The organism is Phytohabitans rumicis, assembly GCF_011764445.1.
GTDB lineage: Bacteria > Actinomycetota > Actinomycetes > Mycobacteriales > Micromonosporaceae > Phytohabitans > Phytohabitans rumicis.
In genome coordinates this window covers 2,068,574-2,084,267 of the sequence record NZ_BLPG01000001.1, presented here as the reverse complement: position 1 = coordinate 2,084,267, position 15,694 = coordinate 2,068,574, and the positions used below count along the sequence as shown (strand labels likewise).

15 protein-coding genes and 1 pseudogene are annotated in these 15,694 nt (G+C 69.2%); 12 read left to right on the top strand and 4 right to left on the bottom strand.

Annotated features, from left to right (window positions below; genetic code table 11):
• Positions 1 to 3: 3 nt before the first annotated feature.
• Positions 4 to 459 carry a cupin domain-containing protein gene (locus Prum_RS08885; RefSeq protein WP_218577158.1) on the bottom strand — a complete coding sequence of 152 codons (456 nt, stop codon included), beginning with the start codon at positions 457 to 459 and terminating at the stop codon, positions 4 to 6.
• Entirely contained in the window at positions 456 to 1,520 is a 1,065-nt protein-coding gene (locus tag Prum_RS08880) for an Ldh family oxidoreductase (protein WP_218577156.1), read from the bottom strand. The genes Prum_RS08885 and Prum_RS08880 overlap by 4 nt, the downstream gene beginning before the upstream one ends.
• A gap of 84 nt (positions 1,521 to 1,604) precedes the next feature.
• Here Prum_RS08880 and Prum_RS08875 point away from each other — a divergent pair, with 84 nt between their 5' ends.
• From Prum_RS08875 to Prum_RS08860, 4 genes are all read left to right on the top strand, one after another.
• The gene (locus tag Prum_RS08875; RefSeq protein ID WP_173075531.1) at positions 1,605 to 2,126 is read left to right on the top strand and encodes a pyridoxamine 5'-phosphate oxidase family protein; all 522 of its coding nucleotides are present in this window, start codon (positions 1,605 to 1,607) and stop codon (positions 2,124 to 2,126) included.
• A 21-nt stretch (positions 2,127 to 2,147) separates the two neighbouring features.
• Positions 2,148 to 3,386 carry an MFS transporter gene (locus Prum_RS08870; protein WP_173075529.1) on the top strand — a complete coding sequence of 413 codons (1,239 nt, stop codon included), beginning with the start codon at positions 2,148 to 2,150 and terminating at the stop codon, positions 3,384 to 3,386.
• A 23-nt stretch (positions 3,387 to 3,409) separates the two neighbouring features.
• Positions 3,410 to 4,354: a diacylglycerol/lipid kinase family protein gene (locus Prum_RS08865; RefSeq protein ID WP_246277756.1), complete on the top strand. Its 945-nt coding sequence runs from the start codon at positions 3,410 to 3,412 to the stop codon at positions 4,352 to 4,354.
• A 96-nt stretch (positions 4,355 to 4,450) separates the two neighbouring features.
• Entirely contained in the window at positions 4,451 to 5,209 is a 759-nt protein-coding gene (locus Prum_RS08860) for a hypothetical protein (protein WP_173075528.1), read from the top strand.
• A 191-nt stretch (positions 5,210 to 5,400) separates the two neighbouring features.
• Here the strand turns inward: Prum_RS08860 and Prum_RS08855 are convergent, their stop codons facing one another.
• Complete coding sequence (locus tag Prum_RS08855; protein WP_173075526.1) at positions 5,401 to 5,682, bottom strand: hypothetical protein; 282 nt, start codon at positions 5,680 to 5,682, stop codon at positions 5,401 to 5,403.
• 158 nt (positions 5,683 to 5,840) lie between these two features.
• Here Prum_RS08855 and Prum_RS08850 point away from each other — a divergent pair, with 158 nt between their 5' ends.
• From Prum_RS08850 to Prum_RS08820, 7 genes are read left to right on the top strand one after another with little or no spacing between them, the layout of a single operon-like run.
• Positions 5,841 to 7,058, top strand: a complete 1,218-nt coding sequence (locus tag Prum_RS08850; RefSeq protein WP_173075524.1) for a glycosyltransferase family 4 protein — start codon at positions 5,841 to 5,843, stop codon at positions 7,056 to 7,058.
• On the top strand, positions 7,052 to 8,083 hold the full coding sequence (locus tag Prum_RS08845; RefSeq protein ID WP_173075522.1) for a GNAT family N-acetyltransferase: 1,032 nt from the start codon (positions 7,052 to 7,054) through the stop codon (positions 8,081 to 8,083). Before Prum_RS08850 ends, Prum_RS08845 begins: the two co-directional genes overlap by 7 nt.
• Before the next feature lie 15 nt (positions 8,084 to 8,098).
• The gene (locus tag Prum_RS08840) at positions 8,099 to 9,232 is read left to right on the top strand and encodes a DegT/DnrJ/EryC1/StrS family aminotransferase (RefSeq protein ID WP_173075519.1); all 1,134 of its coding nucleotides are present in this window, start codon (positions 8,099 to 8,101) and stop codon (positions 9,230 to 9,232) included.
• On the top strand, positions 9,229 to 10,287 hold the full coding sequence (locus tag Prum_RS08835) for a GNAT family N-acetyltransferase (protein WP_173075517.1): 1,059 nt from the start codon (positions 9,229 to 9,231) through the stop codon (positions 10,285 to 10,287). The genes Prum_RS08840 and Prum_RS08835 overlap by 4 nt, the downstream gene beginning before the upstream one ends.
• Positions 10,288 to 10,315: 28 nt before the next feature.
• The gene (locus Prum_RS08830) at positions 10,316 to 11,050 is read left to right on the top strand and encodes a methyltransferase domain-containing protein (protein ID WP_173075515.1); all 735 of its coding nucleotides are present in this window, start codon (positions 10,316 to 10,318) and stop codon (positions 11,048 to 11,050) included.
• Positions 11,047 to 12,315 (top strand): O-antigen ligase family protein, encoded by a 1,269-nt coding sequence (locus Prum_RS08825; protein WP_173075513.1) that lies wholly within the window; start codon positions 11,047 to 11,049, stop codon positions 12,313 to 12,315. The genes Prum_RS08830 and Prum_RS08825 overlap by 4 nt, the downstream gene beginning before the upstream one ends.
• A gap of 53 nt (positions 12,316 to 12,368) precedes the next feature.
• On the top strand, positions 12,369 to 13,613 hold the full coding sequence (locus Prum_RS08820; RefSeq protein ID WP_173075511.1) for a lipopolysaccharide biosynthesis protein: 1,245 nt from the start codon (positions 12,369 to 12,371) through the stop codon (positions 13,611 to 13,613).
• Here Prum_RS08820 and Prum_RS08815 read toward each other — a convergent pair.
• The gene (locus Prum_RS08815; RefSeq protein ID WP_173075509.1) at positions 13,577 to 14,536 is read right to left on the bottom strand and encodes an LCP family protein; all 960 of its coding nucleotides are present in this window, start codon (positions 14,534 to 14,536) and stop codon (positions 13,577 to 13,579) included. The genes Prum_RS08820 and Prum_RS08815 overlap by 37 nt on opposite strands.
• Before the next feature lie 40 nt (positions 14,537 to 14,576).
• On the opposite strand from Prum_RS08815, the pseudogene Prum_RS08810 reads away from it, so the two are divergent.
• A pseudogene (locus Prum_RS08810) lies at positions 14,577 to 15,674 on the top strand (polysaccharide biosynthesis protein); the annotation flags it as partial.
• Between the last annotated feature and the right edge of the window lie 20 nt (positions 15,675 to 15,694).

The window sequence follows — 15,694 nt, the reverse complement described above, 5'->3', positions numbered from 1 at the left end:
GGGTTACCTGGCGTCCTCGGCGCTGGTGTACCAGTCCGGCTGGGTCGGGTAGTGCGGCCCGTCGTAGACCTCCAGCAGCACCGACTCCTCCTCGGCGACGGTGGGCCCGTGCACGCTGCCCTTGGGGTTCCAGTAGAAGGAGCCCGGGGTCAGCGTGATGCCGGTCGGCTCGTACGTGTAGCGGCCGGAGAGGCAGAACATGAACTGGTTGGAGGCGTGGGCGTGGGCGGACGGGATGCCGGAGCCCTTCTCGAACCGCACCAGCGCGATGGAGGCGCCGGTCTCGTCGTCGCGCCACAGCATCTTGTGCGACAGACCGGCGAGCGTTTTGTCCACCCAGGACAGATCGTCGGTCTGCACGACGATCTCCTGGAAGCGGCGCAGCGCCTCGCCGGCGCCTTCGACAGCCGCGCGTTCGGGCAGTTCCCCGGAGTACGCGGCGGGTTCGGACAGGTTCACGATGGCACTCCTTCGGGTATCGGCACGCCGAGCTCGCCCGCCAGGTCAAGCAGGCTCGCCAGCACGCCCTGGTCGACCGGTACTCCGTGCGCCATGGCTTCGCGCAGCAGTGCGGCCGAGCGCTGGCCGGGCAGGACGACCCGCTCGACGCCCGGGGCGTACGGCGGCGCGGTCACCGAGGTTTCCAGATCGCGCAGGCGTCCGGCAAACCCGTCCAGGTCGGTGAAGGCGGCCACGTCGAGGGCGAGGAAGAAGTGACCGCACTCGTTGGGGACGGCGGTGTCCGCGTACAGGCCGTTGACCCGTTCGCCGTAGCCGCCGCCGGACAGCACGCCGGCGAGCACGTCGACCATCAGCGCCAGGCCGAAGCCCTTGTGGCCGGCGGCCGGCAGCAGCATGCCGGCCAGCGCGGTGGCCGCGTCGGTGGTCGGCACCCCGGCGGCGTCGGTGGCCCACCCGTCCGGGATGTTCCGGCCGTTGCCGGCGGCCAGCCGGATCCGCCCCATGTTGGCGGCGGACAGCGCGATGTCGAGCACCACCGGCTCGGCGCCGGGGCCGCCCGGTACGCCGACCGCGATCGGGTTGTTGCCCACCACCGGGTGGCCGCCGCCGGGCGCGGGCATCATCGCGCGGGTGTTCGCGAGGGCGATGCCGATCGTGCCGGCCTGGGCCGCCGTACGGGCGAAGCGGCCGGCCGCGCCGAAGTGAAAGGCGTGCCGCACGGCGACCGCGCCGACGCCGTACCGGTGGGCCTTGTCGATCGCGAGAGCGATGGCCTGGTCGCCGGTGAGGATGCCGAGCGCGTGCCCGGCGTCGATGACGGCGATGGCGCCCAGGTCGACGACCACCTCGCCGGCGACGCGGGTGCTGACCGAACCGCGGCGCAGCCGTTCGACGTACATCGGGACGAGCATCGTGCCGTGCGACTGCAGCCCGCGCAGGTCGGCGTCGACGAGCGCCTCGGCCACCGTCGCGGCGGCGCCCTCCGGCAGGCCGGTGGCGCCGAAAAGCCTGGTTACCAGGGAAGAGAGCATCTGCGCCGGCACGGGGCGGTCCGTCACGTCGTTCCCTTCTCGGCGCTGGTATCAAATATCTAATCACGACCGACGCGTCGGTGGTGTCCCGCCCGTGGTAGGCAGGGCGGTATGGCCTCGACAGACCCGGTAACCACGCTGGACTCCCGCTACAGCAGCGCGAACGCTACCGCCACCGAGTGGGTGCGTGGACGCCGGGAGTTGGCGCAGGCGGAGGTCTACCTGCTGACCACCGTGCGGCCCGACGGGCGCCCGCACGTCACGCCCCTGATCGCCGTGTGGCTGGACGGTGCCCTGTACTTCTGCACCGGCCCGGACGAGCGCAAGGCCCGCAACCTCGCCGAGAACCCGCACTGCACCGTGATCACGGCCGGCGGCACCGCCCTGGACGACGGCCTCGACCTGGTCGTCGAGGGTGATGCCGTCCAGGTGACCGACGAGGCGCGGCTGCGCCGGATCGCCGGCACGTACGAGTCGAAATACGGCAACGAGTGGCGCTTCGACGTCCGCGACGGCGCCTTCCTGAACGAGGCCAGCGGCGTGGCGCTGGTGTACGAGGTGACCCCGGTCACCGCTTTCGGATTCAACCGCGCCGGCGAGTATTCGCAGACCCGTTGGCGGTTTTTCGTCTGACCCCCGTGGTGGAGTAGAGCTGTGGTCGCCACCGAGAGGTCCGTCCGGTTCACGTACTACACGCTGACGCTCGGCAACACCCTGGCCGCGTCGCTGATCTGGGGAATCAACACGATCTTCCTGCTCGACGCCGGCCTGTCCAACCTCGAGGCGTTCGCGGCCAACGCGTTCTTCACCGCGGGCATGGTCCTGTTCGAGGTGCCGACCGGCATCGTCGCCGACATGTGGGGGCGGCGCGTGTCGTTCCTCATGGGCACGGTCACGCTCGCGGTGACCACCGGGCTCTACGTGCTGCTGTGGCGGGTGGAGGCGGCGTTCTGGCTGTGGGCCGTGGTGTCGCTGCTGCTCGGACTCGGCTTCACGTTCTTCTCCGGCGCCACCGAGGCGTGGCTGGTCGACGCGCTGGAGGCGACCGGCTTCGACGGCCAGTTGGAGTCGGTCTTCGCCCGGGGCCAGGCGATCAGCGGGGCCGGCATGCTCGCCGGCTCGGTGGGCGGCGGCTACCTGGCGCAACTGGTCAGCCTCGGCGCCCCGTTCGTGCTGCGCGCGGCCATCCTGGCCGTGATGTTCGTGGTGGCGCTCGCGCTGATGCGCGACATCGGATTCACGCCGCGGCGGGACGCCCGGCCCGTGGACGAGATCCGGCAGATCGCGGCCAGTTCCATCGAGTACGGCTTGCGCGTGCCCGCGGTGCGATACCTGATGCTGGCGGCGCCGTTCACCGGCGGGGTGAGCATCTACGTCTTCTACGCCCTGCAGCCGCACCTGCTCGACCTCTACGGCGACAGCCAGGCGTACGGGGTCGCCGGGCTGGCCGCGGCCATCGTGGCCGGCGCGCAGATCGTCGGCGGCCTGGTGACCCCGCGGATCCGGGGGCTCTTCGCGCGCCGCACCTCCGCGCTGCTCGCCGTGGATGCGCTGTCCGCCCTCGTCGTGCTGCTCATCGGGCTGATCGCCAGCTTCTGGGCGGTGCTCGTGCTGATCGCGCTCTGGGGGCTGCTGTTCGCCGCGTCGATGCCGATCCGGCAGGCGTACCTGAACGGCATGATCCCCTCCCAGCAGCGCGCGACGATCCTGTCGTTCGACTCGCTGATGGCCAGCAGCGGCGGCATCGTGGTGCAGCCGGCGCTCGGGCGGGTCGCGGACGTGTGGGGCTACCCGGCGTCGTACCTGATCGCGGGCGGTCTGCAGGCGTTGGCGCTGCCGTTCATCGCGCGCTCCCGCGCCGAGCGCGCGCCGGCCGACCTCGCCGCGGCGTAACGGGTAGCGTTGCTCCGCTACCCGTGAGGCGTGAGGTGCACGTGCGCAGCAAGTCCGAGCTCCAGGACGCGATCCGCCGGGACCGGCGGGCCGCCGTCGTGGTCAACACCCGGTCCCGTCGCGGCCGCCGGCTGTACGACGTGGTCCGCCTCCGGCTCGCCGACGTCGGCTTCGACCTGCTCGGCTGCTTTCCGGTGGACCGGCCGGGGGAGTTGGGCGGCGTGCTGGCGGCCGCCATCGCGCTGGGCCCGGACCTGCTCGTCGTCGGCGGGGGCGACGGCTCGGTCAGCGAGGCCGCCCGCCACCTCGCCCACCAGGACATCGCGCTGGGTGTCCTGCCGCTCGGCACCACCAACAACTTCGCCCGCGCCCTGGCCATCCCGCCCCGGCCCGCGGGCGCGCTGGCGGTGCTCGCCGACGCGACGGTGGCCGACGTCGACCTCGGCCAGGCCGGCGACCTGATCTTCGCCAACCACGTGAACGTCGGGGTGTCCGCCCAGGTGGGCGCCCGCGTGCCGGCCCGGCTCAAGCGGCACCTGGGCAAGTCCGCGTATCCGCTGACCGCCGCCGCGGGGCTGCCGTGGCACCGGCCGTTCCGGGCCCGGATCACCGCCGGCGGGGAGGCGTACGAGGTGGTCACGCACCAGCTCAACATCGTCAACGGGCGGTTCCAGGCGGGCCGGCCGATCACCCGGGACGCCAGCGTCGACGACCGGCTCCTGCACGTGTACCCGCTCGGCGGCCCGCACCGCCGCCAGCTCGTCGCGGCCACCCTGCACCAGGCGTTCGCGGGGCGGCGCCGGCCCACCGCGCCGCCGTTCCTGGCCACCGACGACCTGACGCTCGACACCGACCCGCCGCTGCCGCTCGACGTCGACGGCGAGGTGCACGGGCGGACCCCGATCCGGGTGCGGCTGCTGCCGAACGCCCTCCGCGTGCTCGCCGGCCCGACGTTCCGCGACACCTGAGCATCCGCCGGCGCGAACTCGCGCGCGAGGTGAGTACGTTTGCGCCGCCTTCGGCCGTACTCCAGCCCGACGCTTCCGTCGAGAGGAGACCTTGCGGTGCAATCGTGGAAGAAGAACGGCCTCATGGCCCTGGGGGCGGGCCTGCTGCTCGCCGTCGGAGCCGGTACGGCGCTTGCCGGCCAGGGGTCCGAAACCGGCGCGGGCGCGTCGTCAGCCGTACAGGTGGCCAGACAGGTCACGTGGTCTGTCGACACCACCAGCCCGGTCGCGTTCGCCGGATCGCTGCGCACGGTGGCGACCAACGCGCAGCGGACCGCGGCCCAACTGCGGGCGGACGGCAACAGCGCGGGCGACTACCTCGCGGTCAACATCCGGACCAGCGCGGCGGACCAGCTCCAACTGGTCGTGTCCGCCACGGACCTGCGCGTCGTGGGCCTGACCGCCCCGACGAGCAGCGAGTTCTTCGCCCTGGACCCGAACGCCCCGAACTTCCTGCCGCCGCCGGCCGGCGCCGGAGCGGGAGACGCCAACGTGAGCGCGGCGCGGGCCGCCGACGTACCGCTGACCCGGCGCGACGCCCTGCCGCGCACGCTCGCCGAAGAGAGCGCGGCGGCCGAGGACCAGGACGATGCCGGCCAGGAGGATGCCGGCCAGGAGGATGTCGGCCAGGAGGACGCCGACCAGGAAGACGCTGGCCAGGAGGACGAGGGCGCCGCGGCCGCGCCGGGCATCCAGGACGTGCTCGGTGCGATCGACACGCTGCTCCAGGTGGTGAACGGGGAGAACGTCGGCCTCGACCAGGTCCTCAACGCCGTCGACGTCATGGGCCAGGTGCTCGGCCTGCTCCTCGGCTAGCCCCCGCGCGGCTCGCCCTCGGCCCCGCGGCCGCGCCGATCAAGGGCCTTCCCGTCGATCAAGGGCAAACGGTCGTGCTTTGATCTCCAATCCACGACCCTTTGCCCTTGATCGGCGCGGGAGTCCTTGATCGGCGCCGCGGGGTGCGGCGCCGGCGTGGGCGCGCGGCGGGCGGGGTGGGGCGGGCGGGGTTACTCGGGTGGGCCGGACTCGGCGATGTGGTGCTGGATCAGCGCCTGGTCGGCGCCGGCCTCGATGAGCAGGTCGACGGCGATGATCGCGTACCAGTTGTCGGCCACCGCGTGCGCCGCGGCGGCCTCGGCGAGCAGGTCGGGGTCGGTCGTGGTGGCGGCCAACTCGGCCAGGGCCCGGTCGTGGGTCAGCCCCGGCCGGTAGCCGCCGGCGAAGTCGTCGGCGATCTGGTGCAGCCGGGCAACGGTGACTTGCCGGATCGGGGTACGAGTCTCGGGCACCCGATCATTCTATCGTACGTATGTTCGAGTAGTGGTCCGACCCGCCCAAATCGGCCCGACGTCGGTCGCGTGTCGGGCAGCGCGTCGCTTACCCTAAACCAGGACAATGACCACAAAATAGGTGGAAGCGTATTTCAAGACTCTCATAGGCGAAGATCTTGCGCATTGTCTACATCGATCAACACTACGTTCCGGCGGCCACGAGTTTCGGGGGTAGCCGGTCGCTCGGGTTCGCCCGACGACTCGTCGACGCCGGCCACGAGGTGCACATGATCGCCGGCGCGGGCGCCCGGCCGGCATTGCCGGGTGCCGGGGTCATCGAGCATTTTGTGCCGGTTCGCTACTCCAACCACATGAGTTACGGGCGGCGTATTCAAGCCTTTGCGCAGTTCGCCTTCGGCGCGGCACGGGCGGCCGCACGGATACCGCATGATGTCATCTTTGCCTCCAGCACCCCGCTGACCGTGGCGATCCCGGGCATCTACGCCTCGCGGAGGCACCGGACACCGATGGTCTTCGAGGTCCGGGATGTCTGGCCGGAGCTCCCCATCGCCATGGGCGCCCTGCGCTCCCCGGCGACACGGTGGGCCGCGACGTGGTTGGAAGCACAGGCGTACCGGCACTCGTCCGAGATTGTCGCGCTCTCGCCGGCGATGTCCGACAGCATTCGCCGGCGGTTTCCCGACGCCAAGGTCACCGTCATTCCCAACAACTGTGACTTCCTCGAGTTCGCGGACGCGGACAGCGCCGGGGAACGGCTGCGCGCCGATACGCCTTGGCTCGGCGACCGCCCGATGGTCCTCTACGCCGGAACGATCGGATTGGCCAACGGCGTGGACTACATCGTGCGGATGGCCGCGCGGCTGTCGCAAATCGATCCGGAGATCCGGGTCGTCGTCATGGGCGACGGTGCCAAACGCGATGAGGTTCGCGCGCTGGCGGAGCGACTCGGCGTCCTGGACCGGACGTTCTTCCTGATGCCGGCGGTCATGAGGAAGGATGCCGTTGCCTACTTTGCGGCGTGTGATCTGGCGCTGAGCACGTTCCGCAACATTCCCGCACTCAGCGCCAACTCACCGAACAAGGTCTTCGACGCACTCGCCGCGGGCCGCCCGGTGGCCGTGAACAACGGCGGATGGGTGGCCGAGATGATCGCGGAAAGCGGTGCCGGCCTGGTGCTGGAGCCAGATGATCCCGCTGCCGCCGCGGAAGCCGTGGCGAAGTTCGTACGGCACCCGCAGGCTTGCGAGGACGCCCGTACGGCCGCCCGGCGCCTTGCCCGTGAGCGCTTCAACCGTGACCTCCACTGCCAAGAGTTGGAACGGATACTGATGCGCGCCGCAGGAGTCTCCGCGACATGCCACGTGACGTGCTGACCGCGGAACTGCCCGACGCTGACTGCCCGGACACGTACTTCACCGCGGGCTACGGGAGGGCGTCGGCGATCGCGCGCGGTGGAGACTGGCACTGTCTGGGTTGGCAGGACGAGATCCTGCTGCCCTATGTGGTCAACGCCGTCCGCGACGGGATGTACGACGCCGCGAGCCCCTACGGGTACTCCGGCATCCACGTCGCGGCGTCCCGCGGCGCCGATGACCTCGCGCGGTTTTGGCAGCAGGTCAAGGAGCACTGGCGGGATCTCGGCATCGTGGCCATGTTCTTCCGCTTCTCGCCCTTTGACCGGGAGTCGCTGCACGGGGTGGCTTCGCTGGACGACATCGCGCTGACGCGGCGCGGCGACACCGTCGCCGTGAAGGTGGACGACGGCCCCGACGCGGTGTGGAACAACCTCAGAAGCTCGTGCCGCCGGCAGATCGGCAAGGCTCGGCGAGCCGGGTTGACGGCGCAGGTGCGACGGGCCCTGCCCGCGGACGTCGAGCCCGGCGCTCCCTTTCGGACGCTCTACGAACAGACGATGAAGCGCGTCGGCAGCGCCGACGGCTATCTGTTCGCCGATGACTATTACCTGACGCTGGTGAACGGTCTCGGCGAGGGACTGGTGATCGTGGAGGTCAAGGCCGATGACGGCCGGGTCGTGGCGGCCTCCTTGGTGTTCGCCCACCGCGACCGGGTTCATTACCATCTCGCCGGCTCGGATGGCGTCAGCTCGGCGGTGGGCTGCAACAACCTTCTCCTGTGGACGATTCTGAGCTGGGCAGCCGACAGCGGCCGCCGCTGGGTCCACTTCGGTGGCGGGCTGCGACCGGACGACAGCCTCTTCCGGTTCAAGGAAACCTTCGGCGGCTGCCGCAAACAGTTCTGGACCGGCGCCGCCGTCCTCGATCCGGCCGCCTACGAACGGCTCGTGCATGAGCATGCCGCCGCAACCGGCAAGACCGCGGCGCAGCTGATGGAGAGCGGTTACTTCCCGGCATATCGGTTCGGCAAGGGCCTCGTCTAGCAGGAGATGTCATAGATGGCTGAGCGGATATACCTGTCGCCACCCGATGTGGGAGAGCTCGAGGAGGCCCACGTCCTCGCGGCCATGAGGTCGGGTTGGGTCGCACCGGTGGGTCCAGACGTCGACGCCTTCGAGATCGAGGTGGCGCGACGAGTCGGGGTCGATCACGCGGTGGCGGTCAACTCGGGCACCGCCGCCTTGCACCTGGCTCTCTTGGCGCTGGGGATCGGGCCGCACCATCGTGTCCTCGTGCCGACGCTGACCTTCGTGGCCACGGCGAATGTCGTGCGCTATGTCGGCGCAGAACCCGTGTTTGTGGACTGTGATCCGGGTACCGGCAACGTGGATCCGGCACTCGTCGCCGAACTCGTCGCTCAGCGTGGACGCCACACCCGTGCGTTGGCTGCGGTGCTCACTGTGGACCTGTACGGATCCTGCGCGGAGTACCGGTCCCTCCTGCCTATCTGCGAGGCCGCTGGGCTGCCCGTGGTCGCGGATGCCGCGGAGTCCTTCGGGTCCGTCCATGGTGGACGCGCGGCGGGATCCTTCGGTCGGGTGGCGGCGCTGTCCTTCAACGGAAACAAGATCATAACCACGTCGGGCGGCGGCATGCTGCTCACCGACGATGCCGCGACCGCCGACCGTGCCCGCCATCTCGCGAGACAGGCACGCGTGCCAGGCCGCCAGTTCGACCATACGGACGTCGGCTACCAGTACCAGCTGAGCAACCTTCTCGCGGCGATGGGCCGGGCACAGCTGCACCGCGCGAACGACATGATGGCCCGGCGGCGCGAAATACGAGAGGGGTACGCGAAACTCTTCGCCGCCGTGCCGGGTGTCCGTTTGCTGGGCGCCGAGGACCGGCACAGCAACTGCTGGCTGACCGCGATGGTGGTGGATGCCGGGCTCGCGGGGTGGAGCGCCGACCTGCTCGGGGAGCACCTGGAGCGCCACGACATCGAAGCGCGTCCCCTTTTCAAGCCACTGCATCTGCTCGCGCCGTACGCCGGTTCAGACGGTCTGATCACGGGGTCGGCGGAGCGGCTCTTCCGCACCGGCCTGGTGCTCCCCAGCGGCTCCGCCCTCACCGAAGGGCAGGTCGACCGCGTTCATGCGGCGATATCGACGTTTCTCGAGGATCGCGGATGAGCAGCGTTCTGGTCGCGAGGGGTGTCATCGATGATCGCGCCCTGCCCGCCGAGCTGTGCCCCGACGTGTACTTCACCGAGGGGTACGGAGCGGCCGCGGCCTTGCTGCGCGGTGGACAGTGGCATTCCGTGCGGTTGGACGACCGCATCCTGGTGCCCTATGTCCTCAACCCGCTGGGGAATGGCAAGTGTGACGCGACCAGTCCGTTCGGGTTCTCGGGCGTCTACGTCGCACCGGACTGCCCGGCCGAGGACCTCGCACTGTTCTGGGCGGACGCCAAGCGGCGGTGGCGGGCGCAAGGCATGGTTGCCATGTATTTGCGCTTTTCGCCGCTTGATCCCGCATCCACGGACGCGGTCCGCGCGCTGGACGGATTGTCGCTGGCGTACCGCAATGAGACCATCACCATCCAGCTCGGCGATGGGCTGGGCGCCGTTTGGGACGGTCTCAAGGGTGCCTGCCGCAGTGCGATCCGCAAGGCGCAAAGCGTGGGCCTGTCGGCCTGTGTCCGGGCGGCCACCGTCGAAGACCTGCTGGAGGAGAGTCCGTTCCGGACCCTCTATGCACAAACGATGCACCGCGTGGGTGCGCCGGACTACATATTCGCGGATGCCTACTACACGGCTCTGCTGAACGGCGTCGGATCCAACCTCATGGTGGCACAGGTACGTGAGCCGGAAGGGGAAGTGGTCGCGGCGGCCCTGGTCCTTGTCCATCGCGAGCGCGTGCACTACCACCTCGCCGGCTCCGACCGGTCGGCCGGGTCCGGCTGCGCCAACAACCTCCTCATCTGGGCGATGCTGCAATGGGCGGCCGAGAACGGTCGATCGGTGATGCATCTTGGCGGCGGGGTACGGCCGGGCGACACCCTCTTTCGATTCAAGAGCGCGTTTGGCGGGATGAGGGCCTCGGTCTGGCACGGCAGTGCGGTGATCGACGAGCCGGCCTATGAGGCGCTCGTCGGCCAGCGTGCGGCCACACTCCGAATGGCCGCGCAGGAGTTGCGCGATTGCGGGTACTTCCCGGCCTATCGATACGGTGCAGGGCTCATCTAGGAGCGGAGTCGGCTACATGTCCACAGTCATGGCGGAGACCATCGAGCGGAAATTGCGCGTCGCGGCGCAGGCCCGGCGCCGAGACGGTGTGGTGGCCTTGATCCGGCTGGTCGGCCGGTCCGCCGCCGATCACGTGCTGCGCTCGCGTGTCGAGCGGCGTCGCGCCGACTTCGACAGGCACCACGGGGTCGACACCGCCGGGGTCATCGCGGCCGAGGAGCTAGACCACGCGAGGGGCCGGCATGGCGACGGCTTTAGCTATCAAACGGTACCCATCCACCAGACCGAAAGCATATTTCGCGCGCTGGCGAGCAGCGCGGCACGGCCGTTGAGTGACTTCACGTTCGTCGACCTCGGGTGCGGCAAAGGTCTGCCACTCATGCTCGCGATGCGGCGGGGCTTCGGGTCGGCGACCGGGGTCGAGCTGGACTCCGGTCTGGCGGCGAAAGCCCGCCAGAATGCCCGCACATTTACGGCCCGAGCCGGGATCGCCGATGACACGATCGAAATCCTCGAGCAGGACGCCGCCCAATTCGAGTTCCCCGAACGGCCGACGGCGCTGTTCCTGTTCAACCCTTTCGGGGCCGGTACCCTGGGCGCGGTCCTCGATAGGGCCGCGGAGTCCGTCACGCGGTGTCCACGGCCGTTCTTCGTGGCCTACTACAACACGGTTCACCGGGAGGTCTTCGACGGGCACCCGGCGGTGCGGCTCGTGCTGCGGACCGTGCGGTGGTCCCTCTACGCGGTGGAGGCTCCTGCGTGAGGGTCGGGACCGCTGTCTCGTCCCGGAGCGCGGCGCTGTTCCTGGCCCTTCTGATCGTTTCCATCGGCTTGGGCCCGCGTTTTCGCCTTGGCGCTCTCGACGAGGGTCGGGCGATAGACATCCGGCCACAGGATCTGCTGCTGCCCATCGCGGCTCTCGTGGCATACACCTCGGCCCTGGGCACGGTCCTGACCGGCGGCCGGCAGGCGTGGTGGCGTTGGTTCACGATCGCCTGCTACTCCGCCGTGCTTGTCACCGTCGTTCACCTGTTGATCGATGACGAGGTCACCGCGGTCCGCAGGCTCGCGTTTCTCGGACGCCACTTGCTGCTCTTCGCGGTGGCCGCCGTGGTGTACGCCCTCTACCGCCGCATCGGTGTCGACGCCGGGAAGTTCGCGCTCCGATTGCTTGTCGCCGTGATAGCCACCAACGCGTCGTGGGTTGCCTATCAGGTCCTCACCGGCCAGGCCACCGTGCTGATCGGCCGTACCGCCGGGGACCAGGTCGGATCGTATGGCCCGAGGTTGATCGGGGAGCCGAGTTCGGCGGGCACGGGCACTTTCTTCGCCTTCGCGGCGGTGCTCGCCTTGGCCGCGTATCGAGCCAAGCTCATGCGAGCGGCAACGGCGGTGCTGCTGTTCCTCACGGCGGCGGGGTGCGCCTACCTCGCGGAGTCCCGGACCGCGCTGGTCAGCATCATCTGCCTGGTCGGTCTGTTCGTGGCGCAGTCAAGCCAGGGCCGGCTGTCGCTGGGATCGCGGATCGCGCTGGTGACGGCGATCGGTTCCGCGGCGGCCTGGTACGTCATTCACAATCACAGTGAACGCCTCAGCGCCAGCGGCCTGGATCGCGGAGCGCAGGATCGCCTACAGGCGGTCTGGGCGCCGATTTTCCATCGTCTCGCCGACGACCCGGTGTTTCTGATACTTGGTGCCGGTCCCGGCGGTCTCCCAAGCCCCGCGCTTCCCGTCACGGAGGCGCACAATATCGTTCTACGGGCCTGGCTGGACTTCGGTCTCGTCGGCGGAATCCTCTTCCTGGCGGCGCTGTCGATCGTGGCCGCCCAAGCCTATCGGGTGTGTCGCGATCCCGGCAGCGAACCGTTCACCAAGCTCTATGCCGAACTCGCCGCTCTCTACGCCCTGGTGGTCGCGATCACCGGTGTCGCGCTGGACTCGCTGACGACCGTCACGTCGACCCATCTGCTGATGCTGGCGGTCGGTCTGTTCGCCGGAGCGTACGCGGCGCAGGCGTCCACGCGGTGACGGCCGTCGACTCGGCCGCTCCCGGCGCTGGGACACGGGCAGTCTCATGGAAGTTGCTGCTGACCTACTCGCTGTCGCGGGTGGTGCCGGTAGCGATCGTCTTCGCTTCCACGCCCATCCTTGTCGGCCTGATCGGGACCGCCCAATATGGGCTGTACACGACCATCACCGCCCTCGTGCTGATCGCCGAGTCCTTTGGGGTCGGATGGCTGCGGCAGTCGGCGTTGCGGGGCACCGGAGACCCGTACCAGGCGATGCACTTGCTCCCCAGGTGGTCGATGGCGTCGGCGGTCAACGGCCCCGCGGTGCTGGTGGCCGTGTTGCTTTTTCTGCTGAGCGGTGCGCTGGGAGCCGGCGGCGACCCGGCGGTGCTCGCGACGGCAACGGCGCTGTGCTGCGCCACGGGTTTCTACATGCTCCGCATGACGCGGGCCCAGCGCGACATGCGGGTGCGCCGGGTCGTGGTCATCGAATGGGTCCGTGCGGCTGTCGGCCTGCTGGCCATCATCGCGGTGCACGCCACGCTGCTCGAAGGAGCAGCCGCCGCCCTCGCCGGGATGGCCATCGGAAGCCTGGCCGGAGCGCTTGTCGCGGGGCGCGGGCCGCAGCAGGCGCCCCGCTCCCGATCGTCCGCGAACGCCCTGCTGAAGGAGTACTGGAGCTACGGCTGGCCCATGTCCCTGTGGCTGGCCGCCTCATCCGGACTGCTGTACGTGGATCGTCTGCTGCTCAGCGTGTGGCTGGGGCCCGAGACGGCGGGGCACTACGGCGCCGTCTCGGACATCGTCATCCGCGGATACATTTTCATCGCCACGCCGGTCGGCATGGCGGTGCACCCGCTGATCATGTCGGCGTGGAATCGGGGCAGGCCGGACCTCGCGGTGCGGACGCTGGCGGCCTATCAGCGGATCCTGGGCCTTCTGGTGGTCGCCGCGACCGTGGCGCTGGTGGCCGCCGGGCCGTGGCTCATCCCGATCGTGGTCGGCGTCCGGGCGCCTTCGACAGCGGTCCTGATGTTGCTGGGCTTGGGGTCGGCCGTCTGGCAGTACAGCCTGCTGACACAGAAGCGCCTCGAGCTAGCCGGGCGCAGTTTCGCGGTGCTCTCGCTGATGGGTGCGTCCACGCTCGTCACCGTGGTGGTGGATGTGGCGCTCATTCCGTTGACCGGACCGCTCGGTGCCGCGATCGGTATGGCCGCGGGTGCCGCGGCATACCATGCCGGCTGCCTGCATCTTGGTAGGAAGGCGATCGCGGAGGAGCTTCAGCGCGGTGGTCCGGTCAGCAGCTCGGTGTCGTGAGCTGACAGATAGTCTTCGAGACTGTCCGCGGCGACCGCCTTCCAGAAGGCGGGGCCAACCCTCGTGTCGAGGAGGACAACGCTGGCATCGCCGACCTGTCCCGTCCCCTTCACGGGCACGGTGAGAAAAGTGATTTCGCCGCGAAGCTTTCGGAAGCTGAGCAGTAGTCGCATCATCTCGCCGGTGCCGAATCCCTTGTCCACCGAAACCGTATGGCTGATGGCATCGAGTGCGGCAGCGAGCCGGCGGGGGTCTTCCTGCTGGCCCATCTGCTCGAGTACGGCTTTGAGGAACTCCTGTTGACGGCGTACCCGATCCAGGTCGCCGCGCGGCAGGCCGCGACGCTCGCGTACATAGGCGAGTGCGGCCGCGCCGTCGAGTCGTCGGGTGCCGGCGGGGAAGGAGACGAAATGAGGGTCTGTCACGTCTTCGGGCACCGTGATGACGACGCCGCCGAGGGCGTTCGTGAGATCGCGGAACCCCGCCATGTCGACGACCGCTACGTGATCTATACGGACTCCGGTCAGCCGCTCCACCGTGCGTACGGCCAGCGTCTGCCCGCCATAGGCATAGGCCGCGTTCACCTTGTCCATGCCGTGGCCGGGAATGTTCACCCACGAATCCCGCGGTAGCGACACGACGTAGGCGTGCTGGCGATCGGCGGTGAGTCGGACCAGCATGAGGGCGTCGCTGCGCCCCGGTGACGTGTCCAGTTCCGAGTCAATCCCCGCCAGCAGAATCGTCTGTGCGCGCTCGGCGGACGCGGAAGGTCGTTCGGAGGCCGGGATGGCGGCGAAAGGGTCGGGGAACGTCTGCATGGCGCGGACCCGGTTTTGTACCAGTAGGTGAAGAGCCAAGCCGGCGACCGCGACGACGAGCACCAAGACGGAGAGACACAGCACCACAATCCGTGACACACGCATGTTAGCGAATTGTACCGGTTAGTTGTCATAGAGTAGCTATGTGCTGAAAGTGCCGCTAGGTGATATTTTGGGACGACGCCAGGCTGACATCGATCTCGGATCGGTCGGCAACCACCTGGCGGGCAAGCGCGTGCTCGTTGTCGGAGCCGGCGGCTCGATCGGCTCCGAGATATCCCAACAGGTCCGCGACCTCGACCCCGCCGAACTGACGTTGGTCGACCGCGACGAGTCGGCGTTGCACGCCGTGCAGTTGTCGCTGTACGGCCGGGCCTTGTTGAGCACGCCGGACACGATCCTGGCCGACCTGCGTGACGCCGAAGCGATCCGGACGATCTTCGCCACACGCAGGCCGCAGGTGGTTTTCCACGCCGCCGCGCTCAAACACCTTCCGCTCCTGCAGAGGTTTCCGGGTGAGGCGGTCAAGACCAACGTATGGGGCACCCAGACGCTCCTGGACGCGGCGCGGGACGTGGAGTGCTTCGTCAACATCTCGACGGACAAGGCCGCCAATCCGACGAGCGTTCTGGGCTACTCCAAGCGCATTACCGAACGGCTCACCGCCTACGCCGCGACCCAGTTTCCGGGCAGGTTCCTCAGCGTCAGATTTGGAAATGTCCTCGGCAGCCGGGGCTCGGTGTTGACCGCGTTCCAGGCGCAAGCCGCCGCGGGCGGCCCGATCACCGTGACCCATCCCAAGGTGACCCGATACCTCATGACCGTGCAGGAGGCCGTGCATCTGGTCATCCAGGCGACCGCGATCGGGCAGTGCGGCGAGGTATTGGTGGCGAACATGGGCGCTCCGGTCGCGATCGAGGCGGTCGCTCGGCATATCGCGGCGGCGCACGGCGACGCGTCCCTGGACATCGTCTATACCGGACTGCGCCCGGGCGAGAAGCTCCACGAAGACCTTTTCGGCAGCGACGAAGCCGCGCTGGCCACGCGTCATCCGCTTATCTCGTATGTCGACGTCCCCCCGCTGGACCCGAGCGAGTTGCGGTTTCTCGACGCGTACGCCTGCCCCGACGCCATCAGCGCGCAGCTGGCACTCGTGTGCCAGGTGGGTATCGACGGGTGGCGGCCGGACGGGACCGAAAGTTCGGAACCATTGCTGGGCGTTTTATCCAAGATCGAGGCGTGATGGCCATTTATTCTGCTGAT